Source organism: Acidovorax sp. GW101-11A03 (genome assembly GCF_059424825.1).
Genome location: NZ_JBWKZU010000024.1, coordinates 20,570 through 36,124, shown reverse-complemented (window position 1 = coordinate 36,124; position 15,555 = coordinate 20,570). Strand labels below are relative to the sequence as shown.

Sequence of the window (15,555 nt, the reverse complement as noted above, 5' to 3'; positions counted from 1 at the left end):
CCCGGTTATCCCACCCGGCGCTGGACAATCTTGTGGATAACTGTGAACAAGCCTTGTATGACAAGCTTAAGTGCTTGATTTGCAAGGAATATCCTTGCACCGCTTAAAAAACAGGCACTCCGCCGGGCAGGGTATCTGCAGTACATTGCACTCCGGCACAACCACAAACGCTCCTCATTTGATAGCTAAAGGCGCTTGATAGACGAGCGCAAACGGCCAAAAATATCCATGTCCAACGCCCTCCTCCAGCACAGCCCTGCCGCAGAACGCAACCAGGGACCCATCCTGGCGCAGCTGCTGGCCCTGCTTGCGCCAGCGGGGGCGGCGCTGGAGATCGCCAGTGGCACCGGCCAACATGCCGCGCACTTTGCCGCCGCCCTGCCCGGCTGGACCTGGCAGCCCACCGACTTGCAGGACACCCACTTTGGCTCCATCACCGGGTGGGCCGCGCAGGCCGGTGCCCGCAACGTGCGGGAGCCCCGGCGGCTGGACGTACTGCACGACCGCTGGCCCAGCGAGGGCCCGGCATTCGTAGCCGCATCGTTTGACCTGGTCTACTGCGCCAACATGCTGCACATCGCCCCCTGGGCCTGCTGCGCCGGGCTGATGCAGGGCGCGGCGCGGCACCTGGCACCGGGCGGCCGCCTCGTCACGTATGGCCCCTACCTCGAAGACGGTATCCCTACCGCACCGGGCAACCTGGCCTTTGACGCCAGCCTGCGTGCCCAAGACGCCGCCTGGGGCATTCGACGCATCGAAGACGTAACAACCGTGGCCGCCCAGGCCGGCCTGCAACTGGCCGCGCGGCACGCCATGCCCGCCAACAACCTGCTGCTGGTGTGGACCCACGCCGCCCACCAACCCTGAAAAGACACGCCCATGACGACACCCACCGCCGCCCCTTTCTTCATCGCCAAGGTCGAGCCCGATGGCACCCAGTGCGACGCCTGGCCCGAGCAGCCGCTGCTGCTGTCCATGGAGCAAGGCGGCATCGACTGGCCCAGCTCCTGCCGCAACGGCACCTGCCGCACCTGCCTGGGCCAGCTGGTCGAAGGCACCGTGCGCTACGCCATCGAATGGCCGGGCCTCACGGCCGAAGAAAAGGAAGAAGGCTGCGTGCTGCCCTGCGTGGCCTACCCCACGTCGGACGTGGTGTTGCAGGGCAGCGCCATCTGATCTGCGTCAGGGGCCGCGCCTTTCAGGCACGCAACCAGCCCCGGTGCACTAAAATCCAAGGTTTTGGGGCACGATGCCCCTTTGACGTGCGGCAGCGCCGCATCGCATGTTCTTTGGGGCGGTTTCTTGGGGGCACAGCAGCTGCCCCCGGCCACGGGAACCTGTGCTGCAGCACACCGCCAGCTGGCAAGCCGCCAGAGGCTCCCACAGAAAGCCCCAACCTTCCATGAACACCCCCCTCACCCCCGTGCCGATCTCGCCCGTCGAGGACATCGTGGCCGAGATGCGCGCCGGGCGCATCGTCATCCTGGTGGATGAAGAAGACCGCGAAAACGAAGGCGACCTCGTCCTGGCCGCCGACCATGTCACGCCGGAGGCGATCAACTTCATGGCCCGCTTCGGCCGGGGCCTGATCTGCCTGACGCTCTCGCGCGAGCGCTGTGAGTTCCTCAAGCTGCCGCCCATGGCCGCGCGCAACGGCACCGTGTACAGCACCGCGTTCACGGTCTCCATCGAGGCGGCAGAGGGCGTGACCACCGGCATCTCGGCAGCCGACCGTGCCCGCACCGTGCAGGTGGCGGTGGACCGCAACTCCAAGCCCACCGACCTGGTCCAACCCGGCCACATCTTCCCCCTGCAGGCAGTGGACGGCGGCGTGCTGATGCGCGCAGGCCATACCGAAGCCGGCTGCGACCTGGCCGCCATGGCGGGCTGCAGCCCCGCATCGGTGATCTGCGAGATCATGAAGGACGACGGCACCATGGCCCGCCTGCCCGATCTGCAGCTGTTTGCGGCAGAGCATGGCCTCAAGATCGGCACCATCGCCGACCTGATCGAATACCGCAGCCGCAACGAGTCGCTGGTGGAAAAGGTCGGCACGCGCACGCTGCAGACCGCATACGGCGAATTCACCGCCCACGCGTTTCGCGACAAGCCCAGCCAGGCCGTGCACCTGGCGCTGGTCAAGGGCCAGTGGAGCGCCGACGACGTGGTACCCGTGCGTGTGCACGAGCCGCTGTCGGTGTTCGACGCGCTCGAAATCAACCGCTCCATGCACTCGTGGGGGCTGGACACCAGCCTGCAATACCTCGCCAAACAAGGCAAGGGCGTGGCGGTGCTGCTGAACTGCGGCGAAACCGCCGCCCAGCTGCTGGCCCAGTTCGAAGGCACGGCCCGTGCAGCGCAGGCCCCCGAGCGCGGCCGCATGGACCTGCGCACCTACGGCGTAGGCGCGCAGATCCTGCGCGAATGTGGCGTGCACAAGATGGCCCTCATGGGCCAGCCGCGCCGCATGCCCAGCATGGCGGGCTACGGCCTCGAAATCACCGGTTTTATCCCCAAAGAATAAAAGAACAGGACTACGACTATGTTTGGCGCAGACAAAGGCACCGCAGACAAATTGGACGGCAAGAAGCTGCACATCGGCATCGTGCAGGCCCGCTTCAATGAAGGCATCACCAACACCCTGGCCGCCGCCTGCCGCGCAGAGCTGCTGGCCCTGGGTGTGCAAGAAAAACACATCAAGCATGTGCTGGTTCCCGGCGCACTCGAAGTGCCCGTGGCCCTGCAGGCCATGGCTGAAAGCGATGAGTTCGACGCGCTGATCGCGCTGGGCTGCATCATCCGTGGCGAGACCTACCACTTCGAGTTGGTCGCCAACGAGTCCGGTGCAGGCGTCACCCGCCTGTCGCTGGACTACCAGATCCCGATTGCCAACGCCATCATCACCACCGAAAACCTCGAACAGGCGATTGCCCGCCAGACCGAGAAGGGCACCGACGCTGCCCGCGTGGCAGTGGAAATGGCCAACCTGCTGGACGAGCTGTCATGAGCGAAAACACCCCCACCACGCCTTCGTCGCCCCGCCCGCCCAAGCAGAGCCGCACCGGCCTGAAGAGCACGGGCACGCGCAAGGCGGCCTCCAAATCCAACCGCAGCCGCGCGCGCGAATTTGCGCTGCAGGCGCTCTACCAGCACCTGGTGGGCGGCAACGACGCCCATGCCATCGACGCGTTCACGCGCGACCTGGCAGGCTTTCACAAGGCCGACTCGGTGCACTACGACGCGCTGCTGCACGGCTGCATCGCCAACGCGGCCGAGATGGACGCACTCATCACCCCGCTGCTGGACCGCAAGATGGTCGAGATTTCGCCCATCGAGCACGCCACGATGTGGATCGGGGTGTACGAGTTTCAGCATTGCCTCGATGTGCCGTGGCGTGTGGTCCTCAACGAGTGCATCGAACTCGCCAAGGAGTTCGGCGGTACCGATGGCCACAAGTACGTGAACGCCGTGCTCAACGGCCTGGCACCGAAGCTGCGCGCCGTGGAAGTGGCGGCCGACAAGGCTGCAGGCGCAGGCGCTGCCTGACCCCGCACCGGCCCCACCGGTGCGGTCGGGGCCGCTCCACTGTTTTCTCTCTCCACGCCCCCACGCCCAGTCTGGGCAGGATGCCTTTGCCATGAAGTTTTCCACGCGCGCCGAGCGCATTGAACCGTTCTATGTGATGGAAGTGGCCAAGGCCGCGCAGGCCCTGGCCCGCGAGGTGGCTGGCACGCGCGAGCCGATGATCTTCCTGAACATCGGCGAACCGGACTTCACCGCGCCGCCCCTGGTGCAGGAGGCTGCCGCGCGCGCCGTGCACAGCGGCGCCACGCAGTACACCAACGCGCTGGGGCTGGATGCGCTGCGCGAGCGCATCAGCGGCTGGTACCAGAGCCGCTTTGGGGTCAACGTGCCTGCGCGCCGCATCGTGGTCACGGCCGGCGCTTCGGCCGCGCTGCAACTCGCGTGCCTTGCGCTCATCGAGTCGGGCGACGAGATCCTGATGCCGGACCCGAGCTACCCCTGCAACCGCCACTTTGTGAGCGCCGCAGAAGGCAAGGCCGTGCTGCTGCCCACCACGGCGGCCGAGCGCTACCAGCTGAGCGCCGACAAGGTGCGTGCGGCGTGGAATGACAAAACGCGCGGCGTGCTGCTGGCCTCGCCCTCCAACCCCACCGGCACCTCGATTGCGCCCGATGAGCTGCGCCGCATCCATGACGTGGTGCGATCGCACGACGGCATCACGATGATCGACGAGATCTACCTGGGCCTGTCGTACGAAGAAGAATTCGGCCACACGGCCTTGGCGATTGACGACAACATCATCAGCATCAACAGCTTCAGCAAGTACTTCAACATGACCGGCTGGCGCCTGGGCTGGATGGTGGTGCCCGAGGCCATGGTGCCCGTGGTGGAACGCCTGGCGCAGAACCTTTTCATCTGCGCCAGCACCGTGTCGCAGCACGCTGCCCTGGCTTGCTTCGAGGCCGAGAGCATTGCCGAATACGAACGTCGCCGCGCCGAGTTCAAGGCGCGGCGCGACTTCTTCATCCCCGCGCTGCAGTCGCTGGGCCTGACCGTGCCCGTGATGCCCGATGGCGCCTTCTACGCGTGGGCCGACTGCACGCAGGCAGCGCAGCGTCTGGGCGTGACCGGCAGCTGGGACTTTGCGTTCGAGCTCATGCGCCGCGCCCACATCGCCGTCACGCCAGGCCGCGACTTCGGCACGGCCGAGCCCGAGCGTTTCATCCGTTTCTCCACCGCCAACTCAATGGCACAGCTGGAAGAGTCCGTGGCGCGGTTGCGCACGCTGCTCGGCTGACACGATGGCGTTCGAGTTCCCCATCCGCATCTACTGGGAGGACACCGATGCCGGTGGCATCGTGTTCTACGCCAACTACCTCAAGTTCTTCGAGCGCGCGCGCACCGAGTGGCTGCGCTCGCTGGGCGTGGGCCAGCAAAGCTTGCGGGAACAAACCGGCGGCATGTTTGTCGTAACCGATGCGCAGCTGCGCTACCACCGCCCCGCGCGGCTGGACGACGAACTCATTGTTACCGCCGCCCTGCAGGACGCAGGCCGGGCATCGTTGACAATAGTGCAGCAGGCGCTCCTGAAACAAGAGCAGATGACTGACCAGCCCCCCACCTTGCTGTCCGAAGCCACCATCCGTATCGGATGGGTCGATGCCGCCACGATGCGCCCTGCAAGAATCCCCAGCACCCTTCTGGAACAACTCACACCATGAACTCCCAAAACATGTCCATCATCTCCCTGGTGCTGCACGCCAGCTGGGTGGTGCAACTCGTGATGCTGCTGCTACTGGGCGTGTCGGTGGCCAGCTGGGCGGCCATCTTCCGCAAGCTGTTTGCCTTGAAGCGCGTGAAGACCCTGAACGAGGATTTCGAGCGCGAGTTCTGGTCGGGCACCAGCCTGAACGACCTGTATGCCGCTGCCGCGCAAAACGCCAAGCAGGCCGGCCCTATGGAACGCATTTTTGCCAGCGGCATGCGCGAGTACCAGAAGCTGCGCGAGCGCCGCATCGTGGACCCCGGCACCTTGCTCGATGGCGCCCGCCGCGCGATGCGTGCGAGCTTCCAGCGCGAGATGGACGTGGTCGAGTCCAGCCTTTCGTTCCTGGCCTCCGTCGGCTCCGTGTCGCCCTACGTGGGCCTGTTCGGCACGGTGTGGGGCATCATGCATGCGTTCACCGGCTTTGCGGGCATGGAGCAGGTCACGCTGGCCACCGTGGCACCCGGTATTGCCGAAGCGCTGGTGGCCACCGCCATCGGCTTGTTTGCCGCCATCCCTGCTGTTATCGCCTACAACCGCTTTGCACGCGACATCGACCGCGTGGCCACGCATCAGGAGACCTTCATCGAGGAGTTCTCCAACATCCTGCAGCGCAACCTGGGCGCGCAGCCCGTGTCCTCGGGCCACACGGCCTCGGGCCACTGATCCGGGAGGCGCCCCATGCCCGCCATGGCATCCCGCGGCCGAGGCCGCCGCACCATCAACGAGATCAACATGGTGCCCTTCATCGACGTGATGCTGGTGCTGCTCATCATCTTCATGGTGACGGCGCCCATGCTCACGCCGGGCGTGGTCGATGTACCCAGCGTCGGCAAGGGCAAGAACATGCCCAAGGTCGTCGCGCAGGTCATCGTGAACAAGGACGGCACGCTGCAGTTCAAGACACCTGAAGCCACCCGCAGCCTGAACCAGCGCGAGATCGGTGACGCCGCGAGCCGCTGGCAGAAGGCCCAGGGTGCCGACAGCGCCAGCGCGGTGGTCATCAGCGCCGACAAGGGCGTGCAATACGAAACCGTGGTGAAGGCCATGGATGCCTTGCAGAAGGCAGGCGTGCAGCGCGTGGGCCTTTCCGTCAAACAAGGCGGTTGAACCTCGTCCCCGCGCGCCGCTCTCACGCCCATGCAAGCCCATACCGACCGCGACCAGTTTGCCCCGCCCCGCCCTCCGGCGCGCCTGCGCGCCATCACGCTGGCGGTGCTGGTGCACGCGGTGCTGATCGGTGCGCTGACCTGGGGCGTGAACTGGAAGAACACGGCCGACCAGCCCGCCGTCGAGGCTGAACTGTGGGCCGCCGTGCCCACCCAGGCCGCAGCGCGTGCGGTGGAGCCCCCGGCGCCCCCACCACCGCCCCCCACGCCAGAACCGGTTGTTCCGCCCCCGCCTCCACCGCCGCCCGTGCGCGCCGTGCAGCCGCCCGACACGCGCGAGGCCGACATCGCCATCGAACGCGAGAAGAAACGCCTGGAGCAGGAAAAGAAAGCCCGCGAACAGCAGCAGGAGCGTGAGAAGCGCGAACGCGAACGCAAGGAAGAAGAACGCCGCGACCGCCTGGAGCAGGAAAAGAAGGAACGCCTGCAGAAGGAAAAAGACAAGGAACAGCGCGAAAAGCAACTGGCCGAGCAGAAGAAGGCCGAGCAGGACAAGCAGAAAAAACTGGCCGAAGACAAGCGCAAGGCCGAAGAGGCCGCCAAGCGCAAGGCAGAAGCGGAAGAAAAGCAGCTGGCCAAGATGCGCGAAGACAACATGCGCCGCATCCAGGGCATGGCAGGTGCCACTGGAGCCGAAAACGCCACAGGCACGGCCCAGCGCAGCGCGGGCCCCTCGGGCAGCTACGGTGGCAAGGTCGCGGCCAAGGTCAAGCCCAACATCGTGTACCCGGACGCCATCTCCGGCAACCCACGCGCCGAGGTCGAGGTGCGCCTGTCGCCCGACGGCACCATTGTGGGCAAGCGCCTGGTGCAGCCCAGCGGCAACAAGGCCTGGGACGACGCCGTGCTGCGCGCGCTGGACAAGACAGAGACCCTGCCACGCGATGTGGATGGGCGGGTGCCGTCTTCGCTGACCATCGGTTTCAGGCCCCAGGACTGACGCAGGCGGGATTGCCCTCCACCGCCTCAGCCGTTCGGGCTGGTTTTTTTTGGCAAAGCCCTGACACCGCATCGCGCGTCGCCCCATCCAGAAACCAAAACGCCCGGCAGTTACCGGGCGTTTTTACAAGCCTTTTTTGGCCTCTACCGCCTGATGGGCAAGCCCAAGCAGCTATCAATAGAGTAGCAAATCACTTGGACGGCCTTCATCAGGCTTTTACCGATCCCGCCGCTCCATGCGCCGGTTCAGGTTCAGCGCCCCCAACGTGCAGGCCACGCCCGACAGCAGGTACACCGTCACGGCCAGCAGGCCAAACTGGGCCGAGAGGTACAGGGCTACCAGGGGCGCAAAAGCGGCGCCGATGATCCAGGCCAGGTCGGCAGACAAGGCGGCGCCGGTGTAGCGGTACTGGGGCGAGAAATTGGCCGTCACGGTGCCGGAGGCCTGGCCATACGACAGGCCCAGCAGCACAAAGCCCAGCAGCAGGAACATGGTGCTGCCCACCTCGCCGGAGTTGAGCAGAACGGGTGCCATGAAGCTGAACACGCCAATCAGCACCGCCATGCCGCCCAGCAGCTTGCGGCGGCCCAGGTGGTCCGACAGCCAGCCGGACACCATGATGGCGCCCGCAGCCAGGAAGGCACCCACGATCTGTACGCCCAGGATCTGGGTGACGGGCTGCTCGGAATACAGCGTGATCCACGACAGCGGGAACACCGTGACCAGGTGGAACAGCGCAAAGCTGGCCAGCGCCGCAAACGCGCCCAGCAGCACATTGCTGCCTTCATCGCGCATGACACGGCTCACGGGCACGGGCTGCAGTTCCCGGTCCTTGAGCAGTTCAGAGTACGACTGCCCCACCACTAGGCGCAGGCGCGCAAACAGGGCCACCACGTTCACGGCAAAGGCCACAAAGAAGGGATATCGCCAGCCCCAGGCCAGGAACTCCTGCACGGAGAGGCTGCTGTACAGGTAGGCAAACAGGCTCGCCGCCAGCACAAACCCCAGCGGGGCGCCCAGCTGGCCGATCATGGCGTACCAGCCCCGGCGCTCCTTGGGGGCCGACATGGCCAGCAGCGATGGCAAGCCGTCCCACGAACCGCCAAGCGCCAGCCCCTGGCCAACGCGCAGGATCAGCAGCGCCACCACGGCCGTCAGGCCCACGTCCTTGTAGCCGGGCAAAAACGCCATGCCCACCGTGCACACGCCCAGCAGGAAGAGCGCCACAGTCAGCTTGGTGCCCCGGCCCCAGCGTCGCTGGATGGCCATGGAGATGGCCGTGCCCACCGGGCGCACGACAAAAGCGACCGCCAGCAGCGCAAAGCCCATCAGCGTGCCGTCCAGGCGCGACAGGAAGGGGAACAGAAAGGACGGGAAGACGAGAACGCAGGCGATCCCGAAAACGAAAAAGTCGAAGTACTCGGACGAACGTCCAATGATCACGCCCACAGCGATTTCGCTGGGGGTGACGTCTTCATGCGTATCAGCCCGCGAGAGAGAGGCGGGGCTTTCTTCAAAACCGGCCGCAGGGTAGGTGGCAGAGGCGGGGCTGCTCATGAACAAGGCTCCTTGTCGTTGTGTGAATAAGACAACACCGTTCTACACGCAAGTCGAACCGCCCACAAGTGCGGTTTTACTGATCTGACTGCGGGACAACGCCCCTCGACGCACCAAATTGGGGCAAGCCTCGTTGACCTTGGACAAAATGTCCAATGTACAAATTCGCTAGGGCTATTACATTCAGCGGCACTTCGTTATCCGCGTTTACCCGTAATTAAACGCCCCGATTGCGCTTCCACATGCCCAAACTATCCCTCTCCCGCGTGCCCACCTGGCTGGCCGCCATCGCTGCCCTGGGCAGCCTGGCTGGCTGCAGCAAGGCGGTCGTCCTCAACCCCGCAGGCGACATCGCTGCGCAGCAAGGCCATATGGTCATCCAGGCCACGCTGCTGATGCTGATCATCATCGTGCCGGTGATTGCCCTGACCCTGTGGTTTGCCTGGAAGTACCGCCAGAACAACACCGCCAACACCGAAGACGACTACGACCCCGACTGGCACCACTCCACCTCGCTGGAGCTGGTGATCTGGACGGTGCCCCTCCTGATCATCATCGCCCTGGGCGCGCTGACCTGGATCGGCACCCACAAGCTCGACCCCTACCGCCCGCTGGACCGCATCTCGGCCACCAAGCCGCTGGATGCGCAGTCCACGCCGCTGGAGGTGCAGGTGGTGGCCATGGACTGGAAGTGGCTGTTCTTCTACCCCGAACTGGGCATTGCCACGGTGAACGAACTGGCCGCGCCGGTAGACCGCCCCATTCTGTTCAAGCTCACGGCCACGTCCACCATGAACGCGTTCTACGTGCCCGACCTGGCCGGCATGATCTACGCCATGCCCGGCATGCAGACCGAACTGAACGCCGTGATCAACCAGCCCGGCGTGTACAAGGGCATGTCATCGCACTACAGCGGCTCGGGCTTCTCGGGCATGACGTTCAAGTTCCATGGCCTGAGCCAGGGCGACTTCGACCAGTGGGTGGCCCGGAACAAGTCCGAAGGCAAGCCGCTCACGCGCCAGACCTACCTGGACCTGGTCAAGCCCAGCGAGCGCGACCCCGTGCAGCGTTTTGCCAGCGTGGAAGACGGCCTGTACGACAAGGTGCTGAACCGCTGCGTCGAGGACGGCAAGATGTGCATGCACCACATGATGTCCATCGACGAGCGCGGCGGCGAGGCCTTCATGAAGGCCCAGGGCCTGAACCTGCCCCAGGACGTCTGCACCGTGGACAACGCCGCCCAGGTGGTGGCTGCCCTCGAAGCGCGCCACGCCACGGTCTACGACCGCACCCTCTCCCGCCAATGATCCGCGCATAAGAGACTGACGAACATGTCCACCTCACCCGTTGTAACCGAACCGCATTGGGCCCTGGGCCGAATCACCTGGGACTCCATACCGATGGCGCATGAGCCCATCGTGCTGTGGACCTTCATCGCCACCATGCTGGGTGGCCTGGCCGTGATGGCCGCCATCACCAAATTCAAGCTCTGGGGCCCGCTCTGGCGTGACTGGATCTGCAGCATCGACCACAAGCGCATCGGCATCATGTACATGATCCTGGGCCTGGTGATGCTGCTGCGCGGCTTTGCCGACGCCGTGATGATGCGCCTGCAACAGGCCATGGCCTTTGGCGACAACATGGGCTACCTGCCGCCGCACCACTACGACCAGATCTTCACGGCCCACGGCGTGATCATGATCTTCTTCGTGGCGATGCCACTGGTCACGGGCCTGATGAACTACCTCGTGCCGCTGCAGATCGGCGCGCGCGACGTGTCCTTCCCGTTCCTGAACAACTTCAGCTTCTGGATGACCACGGCCGGTGCCGTGCTGGTGATGGTGTCGCTGTTCCTGGGCGAGTTCTCCACCGCGGGCTGGCTGGCGCTGTCGAACCTGGGGGCGCAGAACCCGGGCGTGGGGCTGGACTACTACATCTGGGCGCTGCAGATCGCAGGGGTGGGCACGACGCTGTCGGGCATCAACCTGATCGTCACCATCATCAAGATGCGCGCCCCCGGCATGAACCTGATGCGCATGCCCGTGTTCACCTGGACGGCCCTGTGCACCAACGCGCTGATCGTGGCGTCCTTCCCCGTGCTGACGGCTGCCCTGGTGCTGATGTCGCTGGACCGCTACGCGGGCACCAACTTCTTCACGAACGACCTGGGCGGCAACCCCATGCTGTACGTGAACCTGATCTGGATCTGGGGCCACCCCGAGGTCTACATCCTGATCCTGCCTTGCTTCGGCATCTTCTCTGAAGTGGTGGCCACGTTCTGCCGCAAGCGCCTGTTCGGCTATACCTCCATGGTCTATGCCACGGTGGTGATCACCATCCTGTCGTATCTGGTGTGGCTGCACCACTTCTTCACCATGGGCTCGGGTGCGAGCGTGAACACGTTCTTCGGCATCACCACGATGATCATCTCGATCCCCACGGGCGCGAAGATCTTCAACTGGCTGTTCACCATGTACAAGGGCCGCATCCGCTTCGAGCTGCCCATGATGTGGACCGTGGCCTTCATGGTGACCTTTGCCATCGGCGGCATGACCGGCGTGCTGCTGGCCGTACCCCCGGCCGACTTCGTGCTGCACAACAGCCTGTTCCTGATCGCCCACTTCCACAACGTGATCATTGGCGGTGTGTTGTTCGGCCTGTTCGCGGGCATCAACTACTGGTATCCCAAGGCCTTCGGCTACAAGCTCGACCGCACCTGGGGCCTGCGCTCCTTCTGGCTGTGGGTGGTGGGCTTCTGGGTGGCGTTCGGTCCGCTGTATGTGCTGGGCCTCATGGGCGTCACGCGCCGTGCCAACCACTTTGAAGACCCGTCGCTGCAGATCTGGTTCGTGATCGCCGCCATCGGCGCCGCGATGATTGCTGCGGGCATCGCCTGCTTCCTGATCCAGCTGGTGGTGAGCTACCTCAAACGCGACCAGCTGCGCGACGTGACTGGCGACCCCTGGGACGCCCGCACGCTGGAATGGGCCACCTCGTCGCCCCCGCCCAACTACAACTTCGCCTTCACACCCGTGGTGCATGAAATCGACGCCTGGTGGGACATGAAGAAACACGGCTACCAGCGCCCGCTCACCGGCTTTGCGCCCATCCACATGCCCGCCAACACCGGCTCGGGTGCGGTCATCTCGGCGCTGTCGCTGGTGCTGGGTTTTGCGCTGATCTGGCACATGTGGCTGCTGGCCGGTGTGTCGTTCGTCGGCGTGATCCTGGCGTCCATCATCCACACCTTCAACTACAAGCGCGACTTCTACATTCCCGCCTCTGAAGTGACAGAGACGGAAAACCTCCGCACCCAACAACTGCGCGCCAGCCATGTCTGATATCCGTTACACCCCTGGCGCGGCAGGCGCCGCAAGCGCAGCCCTGCCGCTGCGCCAGTACCACCCCGCGCACGAGCCTCACCCCGAAAACGGCACGGCCCTGGGCTTCTGGCTCTACCTGATGAGCGACTGCCTCATCTTTGCCGCCCTGTTTGCCACCTATGGCGTGCTGGGCCGCAGCTATGCGGCGGGCCCCACCGGTGCGCAGCTGTTCGACCTGACGCTGGTGGCCATCAACACGGCCTTCCTGCTGCTGTCGTCCATCACCTTCGGCTTTGCCATGCTGCGCAAGCAGCAGAACGACGTGAAGGGCACGCTGGTGTGGCTGGCCGTGACGGGCTTTTTTGGCCTGTGCTTCCTGGGCCTCGAACTCTATGAATTCGCCCACCTGATCCACCAGGGCGCCACGCCCCAGCGCAGCGCCTTCCTGTCAGCCTTCTTCACGCTGGTGGGCACCCACGGTCTGCACGTGACCTTTGGCCTGATCTGGCTGGTAGTGCTGATGGTGCAGATCGGCAAACACGGCCTGATCCACGAAAACAAGCGCCGCCTGATGTGCCTGTCGATGTTCTGGCACTTTCTGGACGTGGTCTGGATTGGCGTCTTTACCTTTGTCTACCTGATGGGAGTGCTGTAAATGAGCGCCGCACAACACACGGCACATGCCGGACATGACCACCACCACCACCACGGCCATGGCGACCACGGCGACCAACATGGCGACGTGGGCCCCCACAGCAGCCTGCGCGACTACACGATCGGCTTTGTGCTGTCGGTCATCCTCACCGCCATCCCCTTCTGGCTGGTCATGGCCAAGGTGATTGCCGACCGCAACACCGCCGTGCTGGTGCTGGGCGCCTTTGCCGTGGTGCAGATCCTGGTGCACATGGTGTACTTCCTGCACATGAACGGCAAGGTCGAAGGCGGCTGGACCATGCTGTCCACCATCTTCACCGTGGTGTTCGTGGCCATCGCCATCGCTGGCACGCTGTGGGTGATGTTCCACATGAACGCCAACATGATGCCCGAGCACCCCACCCCCACACCACCGACGCACGAGGCGCCGGGCCACTCGACGCCCTGATGCCGTCCCACCCCACAGCCCCGAAGCCCCAGGCCCGGCGGCTTCGCCAGGCGGTGCTCGCGGTTGTGGGCATCGCCTTGTTTTTGGGTTTCACCGCGCTGGGCACCTGGCAGGTGCAGCGCCGCGCCTGGAAGCTTGCACTGATCGAGCGCGTGGAGCAGCGCGTGCATGCGGCCCCCGTGGCCATGCCCCCCAGCCCCGAGTGGCCCCAGGTCAGCGCAGCCAGCCACGAATACCTGCCCGTCACCGCACAGGGCCAGTGGCTGCCCGAGAAAACCGTGCTCGCCCAGGCCCTGACCGATCTGGGCTCGGGCTTCTGGGTGATGACGCCCCTGCAGCTGGCCGATGGCACCCAGGTGCTGGTGAACCGGGGGTTTGTGCCGCAGGAGCAGCGCGCAAAGTGGCTGGCCACGCCCCTGTCCGCCTCCGCTCCCACCACAGCAACCATTCAGGGCCTGCTGCGCATGAGCGAGCCGGACGGCGGCTTCCTGCGCACCAATGCCCCGGCGGAGCAGCGCTGGTATTCGCGCGATATTGCCGCCATGGGCCGCGCGCTGCAGCTGCCCCAGGCCGCCCCGTTCTTCATCGATGCAGGGTTGCCACCACCGCCGGGCAGCGCTCCCACCCCGGTGACTGAGTCCACTTGGCCGCGCGCGGGCATGACGGTGGTCCGCTTCTCCAACAGCCATCTGGTCTATGCACTGACCTGGTATGGCCTGGCCCTCATGGTTGCGGGCGCAGGCTGGTATGTGGCACGCTACGAGCGCCGCCTGCGCGATGCCCGCAGCGCCCCATAGCCCGCCAGCCACCACCCATGACCCCCACCCCGCGCGCAGAACCCACCGCCACGCCGCCGCAGCAACAGCAGCGCAGCCCGCGTGCGGCCGACGCAGCAGCGGGCATCAAGAACCTGCAGCAGCTCATCGAGCTGCGCTGGATTGCCGTGGTGGGCCAGGTGTTCACCATCGAGATGGCGCACTACAGCCTGAACCTGACCCTGCCGCTGCGCGAGATGCTGCTGGTGGTGGGCTGCCTGGCCATGTTCAACGTGGTGAGCCTGCTGCGGCTGCGCACGGGGGTCATGGTGCGGACCATCGAGCTGTTCCTGGCCCTGCTGATCGACGTGGCCGTGCTCACCGTGCAGCTGTACCTGAGCGGCGGCACCACCAACCCCTTTGTGTTCCTGTACCTGCTGCAGATCACCATCGGCGCCGTGCTGCTGCGCGGGGCCTACATCTGGTCCATCGTCGTCATCACGCTGCTGTGTTTTGCAGTGCTGGCCACGCACCACCTGCCGCTGGATCTGCCGCAGGACCTGCACCAGGGGCTTTCCAGCCTGTATGTGCTGGGCCTGCTGGTGTGTTTTGTGCTCAACGCCACACTGGTGGTGGTGTTCATTACCCGCATCAACCTGAACCTGCGCGAGCGCGACGCGCGCCTGGCCGCCGCACGCCGCCGCCGCGTGGAAGAAGAACACATCGTGCGCATGGGGCTGCTGGCCTCGGGCGCAGCGCACGAGCTGGGCACGCCGCTGTCCACCTTGGCCGTGATCCTGGGCGACTGGCAGCACGACAAGCGCCTAGCCGACAACACCCCGCTGCAAGAGGACATCCGCGAGATGCAGGCCCAGGTGCAGCGCTGCAAGAGCATCGTGAGCGGCATCCTGCTGTCGGCGGGCGAGGCGCGTGGCGAGGAGTCGGTGCAGACCACCGTGTGCACCTTTGTCGATGCGCTGGCACGCGAATGGCGCGGCACACGCTCGATGCCCACGTTCGAATACGACAACCAGTTCGGCGCCGACACGCCCATGGTGTCGGACACCACACTGCAGCAGATGGTTTTCAACGTGCTGGACAATGCCCGCGACGCCTCGCCCGACTGGGTGCGCTTGGCCGTCACGCGCAATGCCGATGTGCTGAACATCACCGTGACGGACCGGGGCCCTGGTTTTGCACCCGACATGCTGGCCAAATTGGGAACCCCGTACCAGTCCACCAAGAACCGCCCCGGCCACGGGCTGGGCCTGTACCTGGTGCTCAATGTGGCCCGCACGCTGGGCGGCAGCGTGGCGGCACGCAACCTGCCCGAGGGCGGGGCGCAAGTGACCATAGAGCTGCCGCTGGCAGCCGTTGCCCTGCCCGGCACCAAGACCTGAGAGGCTGAGAGTCTTTTGC

General features: G+C 65.3%; 17 protein-coding genes. 16 read left to right on the top strand and 1 reads right to left on the bottom strand.

What is annotated here, in order from left to right; all coding sequences use genetic code 11:
• Positions 1–228: 228 nt before the first annotated feature.
• The 10 genes from AC07Z7_RS12065 to tolA all read left to right on the top strand — a co-directional run bounded on the left by AC07Z7_RS12065 (position 229) and on the right by tolA (position 7,399).
• Positions 229–867, top strand: coding sequence for a DUF938 domain-containing protein (locus AC07Z7_RS12065; protein ID WP_494766368.1), 639 nt, complete (start codon positions 229–231; stop codon positions 865–867).
• Between the two features lie 12 nt (positions 868–879).
• Positions 880–1,176 (top strand): 2Fe-2S iron-sulfur cluster-binding protein, encoded by a 297-nt coding sequence (locus tag AC07Z7_RS12060; protein ID WP_056064834.1) that lies wholly within the window; start codon positions 880–882, stop codon positions 1,174–1,176.
• 226 nt (positions 1,177–1,402) lie between these two features.
• Positions 1,403–2,524 carry a bifunctional 3,4-dihydroxy-2-butanone-4-phosphate synthase/GTP cyclohydrolase II gene (gene ribBA, locus AC07Z7_RS12055; protein ID WP_252658435.1) on the top strand — a complete coding sequence of 374 codons (1,122 nt, stop codon included), beginning with the start codon at positions 1,403–1,405 and terminating at the stop codon, positions 2,522–2,524.
• A gap of 18 nt (positions 2,525–2,542) precedes the next feature.
• Positions 2,543–3,007: a 6,7-dimethyl-8-ribityllumazine synthase gene (gene ribH / locus AC07Z7_RS12050; protein WP_063462826.1), complete on the top strand. Its 465-nt coding sequence runs from the start codon at positions 2,543–2,545 to the stop codon at positions 3,005–3,007.
• Positions 3,004–3,546, top strand: coding sequence for a transcription antitermination factor NusB (nusB, locus tag AC07Z7_RS12045; protein ID WP_494766367.1), 543 nt, complete (start codon positions 3,004–3,006; stop codon positions 3,544–3,546). The genes ribH and nusB overlap by 4 nt, the downstream gene beginning before the upstream one ends.
• Positions 3,547–3,637: 91 nt before the next feature.
• Positions 3,638–4,822, top strand: coding sequence for a pyridoxal phosphate-dependent aminotransferase (locus AC07Z7_RS12040; RefSeq protein ID WP_494766366.1), 1,185 nt, complete (start codon positions 3,638–3,640; stop codon positions 4,820–4,822).
• A 4-nt stretch (positions 4,823–4,826) separates the two neighbouring features.
• Positions 4,827–5,246 carry a tol-pal system-associated acyl-CoA thioesterase gene (ybgC, locus tag AC07Z7_RS12035; RefSeq protein WP_494766365.1) on the top strand — a complete coding sequence of 140 codons (420 nt, stop codon included), beginning with the start codon at positions 4,827–4,829 and terminating at the stop codon, positions 5,244–5,246.
• Entirely contained in the window at positions 5,243–5,956 is a 714-nt protein-coding gene (tolQ, locus tag AC07Z7_RS12030; protein WP_494766364.1) for a protein TolQ, read from the top strand. The genes ybgC and tolQ overlap by 4 nt, the downstream gene beginning before the upstream one ends.
• A 15-nt stretch (positions 5,957–5,971) precedes the next feature.
• Entirely contained in the window at positions 5,972–6,400 is a 429-nt protein-coding gene (locus AC07Z7_RS12025; protein WP_063462831.1) for an ExbD/TolR family protein, read from the top strand.
• 30 nt (positions 6,401–6,430) lie between these two features.
• The gene (gene tolA, locus AC07Z7_RS12020) at positions 6,431–7,399 is read left to right on the top strand and encodes a cell envelope integrity protein TolA (RefSeq protein ID WP_494766363.1); all 969 of its coding nucleotides are present in this window, start codon (positions 6,431–6,433) and stop codon (positions 7,397–7,399) included.
• 216 nt (positions 7,400–7,615) lie between these two features.
• On the opposite strand, the gene AC07Z7_RS12015 is transcribed toward tolA, so the two are convergent.
• Entirely contained in the window at positions 7,616–8,956 is a 1,341-nt protein-coding gene (locus AC07Z7_RS12015; RefSeq protein WP_094288037.1) for an MFS transporter, read from the bottom strand.
• Positions 8,957–9,198: 242 nt separating this feature from the next.
• On the opposite strand from AC07Z7_RS12015, the gene cyoA reads away from it, so the two are divergent.
• Genes cyoA through AC07Z7_RS11985 form a run of 6 tightly spaced genes read left to right on the top strand, consistent with a single transcriptional unit; the run spans position 9,199 to position 15,536 of the window.
• On the top strand, positions 9,199–10,263 hold the full coding sequence (gene cyoA, locus AC07Z7_RS12010; protein WP_494766362.1) for a ubiquinol oxidase subunit II: 1,065 nt from the start codon (positions 9,199–9,201) through the stop codon (positions 10,261–10,263).
• Positions 10,264–10,287: 24 nt separating this feature from the next.
• Positions 10,288–12,297 (top strand): cytochrome o ubiquinol oxidase subunit I, encoded by a 2,010-nt coding sequence (gene cyoB / locus AC07Z7_RS12005; RefSeq protein WP_094287205.1) that lies wholly within the window; start codon positions 10,288–10,290, stop codon positions 12,295–12,297.
• On the top strand, positions 12,290–12,934 hold the full coding sequence (gene cyoC, locus AC07Z7_RS12000; RefSeq protein ID WP_063462836.1) for a cytochrome o ubiquinol oxidase subunit III: 645 nt from the start codon (positions 12,290–12,292) through the stop codon (positions 12,932–12,934). Before cyoB ends, cyoC begins: the two co-directional genes overlap by 8 nt.
• Complete coding sequence (cyoD, locus tag AC07Z7_RS11995; RefSeq protein ID WP_494766361.1) at positions 12,935–13,381, top strand: cytochrome o ubiquinol oxidase subunit IV; 447 nt, start codon at positions 12,935–12,937, stop codon at positions 13,379–13,381.
• Positions 13,381–14,178 (top strand): SURF1 family protein, encoded by a 798-nt coding sequence (locus tag AC07Z7_RS11990; protein WP_494766360.1) that lies wholly within the window; start codon positions 13,381–13,383, stop codon positions 14,176–14,178. Before cyoD ends, AC07Z7_RS11990 begins: the two co-directional genes overlap by 1 nt.
• Positions 14,179–14,195: 17 nt before the next feature.
• Positions 14,196–15,536: an ATP-binding protein gene (locus AC07Z7_RS11985; protein ID WP_296021966.1), complete on the top strand. Its 1,341-nt coding sequence runs from the start codon at positions 14,196–14,198 to the stop codon at positions 15,534–15,536.
• Positions 15,537–15,555: the final 19 nt, after the last annotated feature.

Excerpts from the sequence above, each read along its gene's own strand:
- AC07Z7_RS12065 (WP_494766368.1), top strand. The coding sequence starts at position 229 with ATGTCCAACGCCCTCCTCCAGCACAGCCCTGCCGCAGAACGCAACCAG.
- AC07Z7_RS12060 (WP_056064834.1), top strand. The coding sequence starts at position 880 with ATGACGACACCCACCGCCGCCCCTTTCTTCATCGCCAAGGTCGAGCCC.
- ribBA (WP_252658435.1), top strand. The coding sequence starts at position 1,403 with ATGAACACCCCCCTCACCCCCGTGCCGATCTCGCCCGTCGAGGACATC.
- ribH (WP_063462826.1), top strand. The coding sequence starts at position 2,543 with ATGTTTGGCGCAGACAAAGGCACCGCAGACAAATTGGACGGCAAGAAG.
- nusB (WP_494766367.1), top strand. The coding sequence starts at position 3,004 with ATGAGCGAAAACACCCCCACCACGCCTTCGTCGCCCCGCCCGCCCAAG.
- AC07Z7_RS12040 (WP_494766366.1), top strand. The coding sequence starts at position 3,638 with ATGAAGTTTTCCACGCGCGCCGAGCGCATTGAACCGTTCTATGTGATG.
- ybgC (WP_494766365.1), top strand. The coding sequence starts at position 4,827 with ATGGCGTTCGAGTTCCCCATCCGCATCTACTGGGAGGACACCGATGCC.
- tolQ (WP_494766364.1), top strand. The coding sequence starts at position 5,243 with ATGAACTCCCAAAACATGTCCATCATCTCCCTGGTGCTGCACGCCAGC.
- AC07Z7_RS12025 (WP_063462831.1), top strand. The coding sequence starts at position 5,972 with ATGCCCGCCATGGCATCCCGCGGCCGAGGCCGCCGCACCATCAACGAG.
- tolA (WP_494766363.1), top strand. The coding sequence starts at position 6,431 with ATGCAAGCCCATACCGACCGCGACCAGTTTGCCCCGCCCCGCCCTCCG.
- AC07Z7_RS12015 (WP_094288037.1), bottom strand. The coding sequence starts at position 8,956 with ATGAGCAGCCCCGCCTCTGCCACCTACCCTGCGGCCGGTTTTGAAGAA.
- cyoA (WP_494766362.1), top strand. The coding sequence starts at position 9,199 with ATGCCCAAACTATCCCTCTCCCGCGTGCCCACCTGGCTGGCCGCCATC.
- cyoB (WP_094287205.1), top strand. The coding sequence starts at position 10,288 with ATGTCCACCTCACCCGTTGTAACCGAACCGCATTGGGCCCTGGGCCGA.
- cyoC (WP_063462836.1), top strand. The coding sequence starts at position 12,290 with ATGTCTGATATCCGTTACACCCCTGGCGCGGCAGGCGCCGCAAGCGCA.
- cyoD (WP_494766361.1), top strand. The coding sequence starts at position 12,935 with ATGAGCGCCGCACAACACACGGCACATGCCGGACATGACCACCACCAC.
- AC07Z7_RS11990 (WP_494766360.1), top strand. The coding sequence starts at position 13,381 with ATGCCGTCCCACCCCACAGCCCCGAAGCCCCAGGCCCGGCGGCTTCGC.
- AC07Z7_RS11985 (WP_296021966.1), top strand. The coding sequence starts at position 14,196 with ATGACCCCCACCCCGCGCGCAGAACCCACCGCCACGCCGCCGCAGCAA.